Source organism: Bacillus cereus group sp. BfR-BA-01355 (assembly GCF_022663675.1).
GTDB lineage: Bacteria > Bacillota > Bacilli > Bacillales > Bacillaceae_G > Bacillus_A > Bacillus_A thuringiensis_S.
In genome coordinates this window covers 1-7,230 of the sequence record NZ_JAKUFY010000167.1, presented here as the reverse complement: position 1 = coordinate 7,230, position 7,230 = coordinate 1, and the positions used below count along the sequence as shown (strand labels likewise).

Below are 7,230 nucleotides of genomic sequence, written 5' to 3'. Positions count from 1 at the left end.
TAGCAGTACGTTCAATATTCACAACGTAACCATATGTATTTAATTCAACCATAATTTCATATGTACCATCCGTATCTTTTTCAGTATAAAATACGCGTTTTTCATTGTTATTATAATGTTTTATGTTCTCACCACCGTAGTCAATCGTATTAAGAATATCCGTATACATCATACCTTCCTCAATCTTTTTAGATTCATCATGAGAAATGTAACGCTTCTGTGATGATGGAGCGTCCTCATTTTTAATACTTTCACGTTTACTCGTAGTCATAGGTGTTTTCTTCTGTTCTTTTAGTACGTCACCTTCCGCCTTCGCTGGTTGCTTTACTCCTACTTTTGTTAATACGTCTGTATCGCTAGAACAAGCTCCCAAAATCGATACTGTAGTCAACGCCATCCCTACTATAAGTACTCTCTTAAATGACTTCACTCTAATCCCCCCGGTATTTTTTAATATTTAGTAATCAACGTATTTTAATTAATACGGAACTATTCAGTTCTATACAATTTGCTATAGCCTTCTCCCTCATGCACCTTTTTTATATAAAGTGAAACTTTAATCAGCCCTCACCAATCGGGCTTTTATGGAATAAATCTACCTATTAGTCATAACCGATGCAGCTACAGCTAATCCAAACATGGTCACCAATCATCTTCGTTACAAATATTAACATTAAATATAACTAATAAATAGTATATTTCTCCTATTCATTTACATTTCTGTTGCATAATCTTATCTTAAAACGAACAATATGAAACTCGATTAATCATATATCCCATATATAATAACATTTAAATTAAATTCTAAAGTAACTTTACATGCATTTTCTGTTTTAACGCCAAAATAAAAGACCTTCCTAACGATTTTATTCTATCGCTAAAAAGGTCTTTCCTATTTTGGCTAAAAACTTAGCACTCTTCTGGCTTACCAGCATTCGTCGCTGTACGGAAAGATGATCCAAATCTGCATGATGCGATTGTGTATAGATAATCAATCTTGAATTATGCGTTCAATTTAAAGCAGTTTAAAAAATAATAATTCCTTATTCAATTAACATATGCATTAGTTTAACAACCTAATGCTGCTGTACCAACTGATAGTTTAGTTTTCAATATGTGAAAAGGGATTTCTAAATGATGAATTGAATATATATTTATTGTTTACTCGTTTTTGAGAGGTTCCTTTATGGGAAGATAAGCTTTACTATATTCCTGTACTTCACACAGTTCTATAATAACTAATAGTGATGCTGTGACGTGATTTTCTATTAGTGAGATAAAGTATTTTTCAATTCATTTATTATAAATTGCGACTCTCGTCCTCAAGAATTATTTCTTTTGGGTGAAAGTTTTTTTATGATATAAGTTTCATTCTGTCATAATTTAAAGGTTTCGAGAGGAGAAATAATATGAATCCTATTTTATTAGATGTTCCGTTACAAATAGAAACAGACAGACTCATTCTTCGAGCACCACTTCAAGCAGGTGAAGGGGATATAGTACAACAAGCTATTAAAGATTCCATTAATGAATTAAAGCAATGGTTGTCTTTATTTCAGTCCATTCCTACTGTTGAAGAAACGGAAATTCTTCTGAGAAATGCACATATAGATTTTTTGAAAAGAGAAAGCTTTCGCTATCTTATCTACCATAAGGAGACGAATGATTTTGTTGGAACGGCTAGCCTTCATCGAATTAATTGGAAGGTTTCTAAATGCGAAATTGGATATTGGATTAACACGCAATTTAGTGGCAGTGGATATATGACAGAAACAGTAAGTGTGTTAACAAACCTTGGATTTCAGTTATTCAAATTTAGAAGGATTGAAATCCAATGTGAATCTAATAACACGAAAAGTCGTGCGATTCCTGAAAAACTAGGCTTTGAACTTGAAGGGATATTGCGTAATGAAGATTTTTCAGCTGACGGTAAACAACTAGCTGATACATGCATCTATGCAAAGATAAAGTGAAACTTTAATTAGCCCGTACCAATCAGGATTTTACGGCAAAAGAAAAGACCTCCTTAACGATTTTATTTCATCGCTAAAAAGGTCTTTCTCTATTTCTGCTAAAAACTTAGCACTCTTCTGGCTTACCAGCATTCGTCGCTGTACGGAAAGATGATCCGCATCCGCATGATGCGATTGCGTTTGGATTGTCGATTGTGAATCCGCCGCCAAGCATCGATTGTTTATAATCAATTTTTACTCCTTTAACAATTGGAGCACTTTCTGTATCGATAACAAATTCAACACCGAAAAACTCAAGAACTGTGTCGTCTTCTTTTGGTTCTACTTCAAATCCTAAGCCGTAAGAAAGGCCAGTACATCCGCCGCCGTGTACAGCAAGGCGCACGTACTTCTCTCCATCTTCAGCATCTTTTAACATATCTTTAATTTGAAAAGCTGCTTGTTCTGTTACTTCAATCATGAAATACACCATCCTTTCTGTTCTCATTCTATTATACATCTTTACGCTTCTATCTTGTACTCATACACTCCGCGGCAAATTACTTCCGCAGGCCCTTTCATCAACACGTTTCCTTCTTCAGTCCAAGCAATCATTAAATCGCCGCCAGCTAAATGGACTGTAATTTCCTTACCACGTTCCATCTTTCCATTTAAAATAGCAGCGACAACTGCAGCGCACGCTCCTGTTCCGCAAGCTTGCGTTACACCAGATCCACGTTCCCAAACGCGGAAATTCATCTCTGCATCATTCAAAATCTCGATGAATTCAACATTTACTCGCTCTGGGAACATTTCATGTGTCTCCAGGACTGGACCAAGTGTTGTAAGAGGTGCTTGCTCTACATCATCAACAAAAATAACCGCATGCGGATTCCCCATTGAAACAGCTGTAAATGCATAGCGATGATTATTGTATAAGAAGTTTTCACGAATAAATGGTGTTTCACCTTCACCAAGCATCGGTATTTCTGCACGTGTTAAACGCGGTGCTCCCATATCGATTTTCGCTAATGTAACTTTCCCTTCTTCTACCGTTACTTCCGCTGTTACAATACCAGCTAACGTTTCAATTGTGAAAACTGTTTCTTCTACTAGTTTATGCTCATACGCATATTTCGCTACGCATCGTAAACCGTTACCACAACTCTTTCCTTCTGAACCATCATTATTAAACATGCGCATTTTCACCGGAGCTACGTCAGATGGACAAATTAAAATCATCCCATCTGCTCCAATACCAGTATTAATATTTGAAACCTTTTCCGCCACAAGAACTAAATCTTCTTCAGGAATTTGTTCTTCAAACATATTTACATATATATAACTATTGCCAAGACCATGCATTTTTGTAAAAGAAAATTGGCTCATTTATATTCACTCCAAAAATAATTTGTTATTTTAAGTATAGAATGCATGCTTTTAGAACACAATATGAATGTCCCCCGTTTCTCATATTTGACAACGTTTGGCGATGAGCCACTCTTACACACATTGTGTAAGAAAAAAGCCCTTCTAAAAAGGGCCTTTTTTTATTTATCTATAGTATTAAACTACCCTACGAAATAACATTTTATCTAATGAAAAAGGTGCTGCTGATTGCAACACCTTAAAACATTGGATTTTCATCCAAATAATCATATACATTATTGACCAGTTCTTCTACTGTAGCACCTTGTACAACTTCACCATTTACAAGTGCAAACGGTCCTTCAAAACAAATGCCACAATATCCTAAACAACCATACTCCATTACATCTAAATTCGGATCTTTTTCTAATTTCTCTAAAGCTGCTTGTGAACCACTTGCAAGGTTACCTACACAAAATTCAATTAATGGTTTAATCAAAATTCTCCCCCCTGTACTACAAAACAAATTACCTTCTGACTCCATCTATAAGAAGAAAACTAAGCTGTCTCTTGTTGTTTTCGTTATACATCCTAAACTATTTAGTTACTTCACTATTTCACTTCAAAGTAGATGGTTTTATTTTATATAACATGCTACTTGCAATAAAATAGTAACTAAAAAGGCAAAACAGTTTACTTTACTTTTCTTCTTATTGTACAACAGAGTATTCATTCATGCATTGTTATTTGTTCACAAATTCGATATAATTTGATTGAGTAAAGTCAAAATATTTTATTAATATAAAATTTTATGATTAGGGGATATTTCAACAGAAAAGGGGTAATCCATCATGAAACACCTCGTAATACTAGGTGGCGGCTACGGTGGAATGAGAATTCTACAAAGGCTACTTCCAAGCAACCAACTTCCAGATGATGTACAAGTGACATTAATCGACAAAGTACCATATCATTGCTTCAAAACTGAATATTATGCATTAGTTGCGGGTACTATTTCAGAAACACATATTCGTATACCGTTTCCCGAGCACCCACGACTCAATATTCAATACGGCACAATAACAAATATTGATCTCGAAGAAAAAGCTGTTCATCTCGATGGCGGCGAAGCGATCCAATATGATGATTTAATTATCGGTCTTGGCTGTGAGGATAAATATCATAACGTTCCTGGGGCGAAAGAATATACACATAGCCTACAATCGATTGAACAAACACGTAAGACATATGAACAATTAAATAGTCTAGAACCAAATGCAACAGTAGCTGTCGTTGGCGCTGGCTTAAGTGGTGTGGAAGTTGCCAGTGAACTTCGCGAAAGCCGTTCTGATTTAAAAATCTATTTATTTGATCGAAAAGATAGAATTTTATTCCCGTATCCAGAGAAATTAAGTAGATACGTAGAAGAATGGTTCGTAAAACATAAAGTTACTATTATAAGAAACTCTAACATTACAAAAGTGGAACCAAATATTGTGTATAACCACGATGAACCACTTGAATGTGATGCAATCGTCTGGACAGCTGGTATTCAAGCAAATGAAGTTGTTCGAAACCTTCCAGTTGAACAAGATGGTAGCGGACGGGTTGTCTTAACTAAATATCATAATATTCCAAATAACGAGCACGTGTATGTTGTAGGAGATTGCGCAGCACTTCCACACGCTCCATCTGCCCAACTTGCTGAAGGTCAAGGAGAGCAAATTGTCCAAATATTATTAAAACGTTGGAACAATGAACCACTTCCTGACGAACTACCTATAATCAAATTAAAAGGTGTTCTCGGCTCTCTTGGTAAGAAGCATGGCTTCGGTTTACTTGCAAACCAACCATTAATGGGACGTGTACCAAGATTATTAAAATCCGGTCTACTTTGGATGTACAAATATCATAAGGGTTAATATCTTACAGGCTGTCTACTATGTAGACAGCCTCTTTGCATCAGTTTTTAAAAATTATCAGACACCTCTTTCTCAATATGTATAATGATTTATTTTTCATTTTTATATTAAAAACTATTGATAAACAGTGTATGCTATTTGTAAGTTGTCTTATTATTTCCTTTAAGACCGAATTCATTCGGTCTTATTTTTTATGTGATAAATACTTTTGTAGGAGGCATTACATTCAACTTATGAACTTATCGAAACTAAACAATCGAATAGAAGCGAAAAAGAAAGAGTTAATCTATCTCGTTGAACGATACGGATTAACTCATAATAAAGTGATTTCTTTCAGCCAAGAATTAGATCGTTTACTTAACTTATTAATAAAACTCAAGATGAAGAAAAAACGTTGCTCTTTATAACCCTTATCCTCCCTTTTTTGATACGATATAAATAGAATCAGAAAGGAGCGATTTATGTTTATATTAAAAGACGTTATATATAAAGATATCCTACACATTCCTTATTTACAGATTCAAAATGAAAAAATCACTTGCATTATCGGTGAAAGTGGAAGTGGAAAAAGCACATTGCTTCGCATGTTAAACGATTTACAATCTCCAACATCCGGTACAATTGAATATAACGGAAAGTTAATTTCTGATTATCCGCCTATTCAATTACGTCGTGACGTAGTTATGCTTGGGCAAACTCCACCTATTTTTGATGGAACCGTTAAAGAAAACCTATTAACGGGACTTCGTCTTTCTGAAAAACCATTTCCAAATGATGATGCCCTGCGGAGTGCATTACAAACCGTTAGCTTAGACAAGCAATTAGAAGATAGCGCCTCCTCATTATCCGGCGGTGAAAAACAAAGACTTGCCTTTGCTCGTATTGTACTTATGGATCCGCCTGTCTATTTATTAGATGAACCCACTTCAGCACTAGACAATGATACAGAACGCCGCGTTATGAAACAATTTACTGAACTAGCACGAAAAAAGAAAAAAACAGTTATCTTCATCACACACTCGCAACAACTTCCAAAAGAAATTGCAGACGACATTATTGAAATTAGTAAAACAAACGGTGCAACTAGAAAGGAAGTGCTCTCTATTGAAGGGCGTTATTGAACTCCAAATTTGGCAACTGGCGGCTGCCTATATTTTTATCCTTATCTTAATTGGACTTGTAAAATTAAAAGGAATACCTCGTGAAAAACAAATCGCGCTCGCAACATTCCGTATGACGATTCAGCTCGTACTTGTTGCATATGTCCTTACATACGTATTTGAAAACAGTAATCCATTTTATACAATTGCTCTCATTACTTCTATTACTACCTTTGCAATTTTTAATATTTATAAACGAGTTAATATCCCAATGTCTAAAGAATTAAAACGAGTAGCCGCCCTTTCCATGGTCGCTGGATCAATTGGGCCACTTCTACTATTTATCTTTGTTATTATCGGTCATGACCCTTGGTATGCTCCGCAATATATCGTCCCTATTACGGGAATGTTAGTCGGTAATGCCATGACTGGTGTTTCTCTCGGCGCAAATACGTTCTTAAACAATATGAAATCGCAAAGAGGTCAAATTGAAGGTGCACTTATGCTCGGCGCAACACCGAAAGAAGCAGCTGCTCCGCTCATTCGAGACGCTTTTGATTCTGCTATTTTACCAACAATTAATTCTATGGTCGGAATGGGAATTATAAGCTTACCAGGCATGATGACTGGTCAAATATTATCCGGTGTATCACCATTCACAGCCATTCAATATCAAATCGCTATCATACTCGGTATTTCAGGAAGTACCGCTTTCGCTGTCATTATCTTTTTACAGCTTGGATATAAAACGTTCTTTAATAAGCGATGTCAGTTGAAAGAGGTTGACTATGATGCGAAGTGAATCGTAACTTTCGCTCAGTAAATGATGCCCTGTTCTCGGTGAGTGAAATTATATCAACGATTTTTTCAATATATCTATCATAACTT

Annotated in this window: 8 protein-coding genes and 2 pseudogenes; 5 read left to right on the top strand and 5 right to left on the bottom strand. The window is 35.5% G+C overall.

Features of this window, described 5'->3' with window-relative positions; all coding sequences use genetic code 11:
* Window positions 1-430: pseudogene (locus tag MR167_RS29440) on the bottom strand (hypothetical protein); the annotation flags it as partial.
* A 479-nt stretch (window positions 431-909) separates the two neighbouring features.
* A pseudogene (locus tag MR167_RS29435) lies at window positions 910-987 on the bottom strand (hypothetical protein); the annotation flags it as partial.
* A 422-nt stretch (window positions 988-1,409) separates the two neighbouring features.
* Between MR167_RS29435 and MR167_RS29430 the strand changes: the two are divergent.
* Window positions 1,410-1,973 carry a GNAT family N-acetyltransferase gene (locus tag MR167_RS29430; protein ID WP_106103297.1) on the top strand — a complete coding sequence of 188 codons (564 nt, stop codon included), beginning with the start codon at window positions 1,410-1,412 and terminating at the stop codon, window positions 1,971-1,973.
* Between the two features lie 106 nt (window positions 1,974-2,079).
* On the opposite strand, the gene MR167_RS29425 is transcribed toward MR167_RS29430, so the two are convergent.
* The 3 genes from MR167_RS29425 to MR167_RS29415 all read right to left on the bottom strand — a co-directional run bounded on the left by MR167_RS29425 (window position 2,080) and on the right by MR167_RS29415 (window position 3,819).
* On the bottom strand, window positions 2,080-2,433 hold the full coding sequence (locus tag MR167_RS29425; protein ID WP_000573830.1) for a HesB/IscA family protein: 354 nt from the start codon (window positions 2,431-2,433) through the stop codon (window positions 2,080-2,082).
* A 41-nt stretch (window positions 2,434-2,474) separates the two neighbouring features.
* Complete coding sequence (gene dapF / locus MR167_RS29420; protein WP_000077409.1) at window positions 2,475-3,341, bottom strand: diaminopimelate epimerase; 867 nt, start codon at window positions 3,339-3,341, stop codon at window positions 2,475-2,477.
* 238 nt (window positions 3,342-3,579) lie between these two features.
* Complete coding sequence (locus tag MR167_RS29415) at window positions 3,580-3,819, bottom strand: YuzB family protein (RefSeq protein WP_000595025.1); 240 nt, start codon at window positions 3,817-3,819, stop codon at window positions 3,580-3,582.
* 352 nt (window positions 3,820-4,171) lie between these two features.
* Between MR167_RS29415 and MR167_RS29410 the strand changes: the two genes are divergently transcribed.
* The 4 genes from MR167_RS29410 (at window position 4,172) to MR167_RS29395 (ending at window position 7,144) form a co-directional block, all read left to right on the top strand.
* Window positions 4,172-5,242 carry an NAD(P)/FAD-dependent oxidoreductase gene (locus MR167_RS29410; protein ID WP_000682066.1) on the top strand — a complete coding sequence of 357 codons (1,071 nt, stop codon included), beginning with the start codon at window positions 4,172-4,174 and terminating at the stop codon, window positions 5,240-5,242.
* A 233-nt stretch (window positions 5,243-5,475) separates the two neighbouring features.
* Window positions 5,476-5,649: an aspartyl-phosphate phosphatase Spo0E family protein gene (locus tag MR167_RS29405; RefSeq protein WP_001054092.1), complete on the top strand. Its 174-nt coding sequence runs from the start codon at window positions 5,476-5,478 to the stop codon at window positions 5,647-5,649.
* Window positions 5,650-5,703: 54 nt separating this feature from the next.
* On the top strand, window positions 5,704-6,363 hold the full coding sequence (locus MR167_RS29400) for an ABC transporter ATP-binding protein (RefSeq protein ID WP_000470267.1): 660 nt from the start codon (window positions 5,704-5,706) through the stop codon (window positions 6,361-6,363).
* Window positions 6,347-7,144 (top strand): ABC transporter permease, encoded by a 798-nt coding sequence (locus tag MR167_RS29395; protein WP_000679259.1) that lies wholly within the window; start codon window positions 6,347-6,349, stop codon window positions 7,142-7,144. Before MR167_RS29400 ends, MR167_RS29395 begins: the two co-directional genes overlap by 17 nt.
* The last annotated feature ends 86 nt before the right edge of the window (window positions 7,145-7,230 follow it).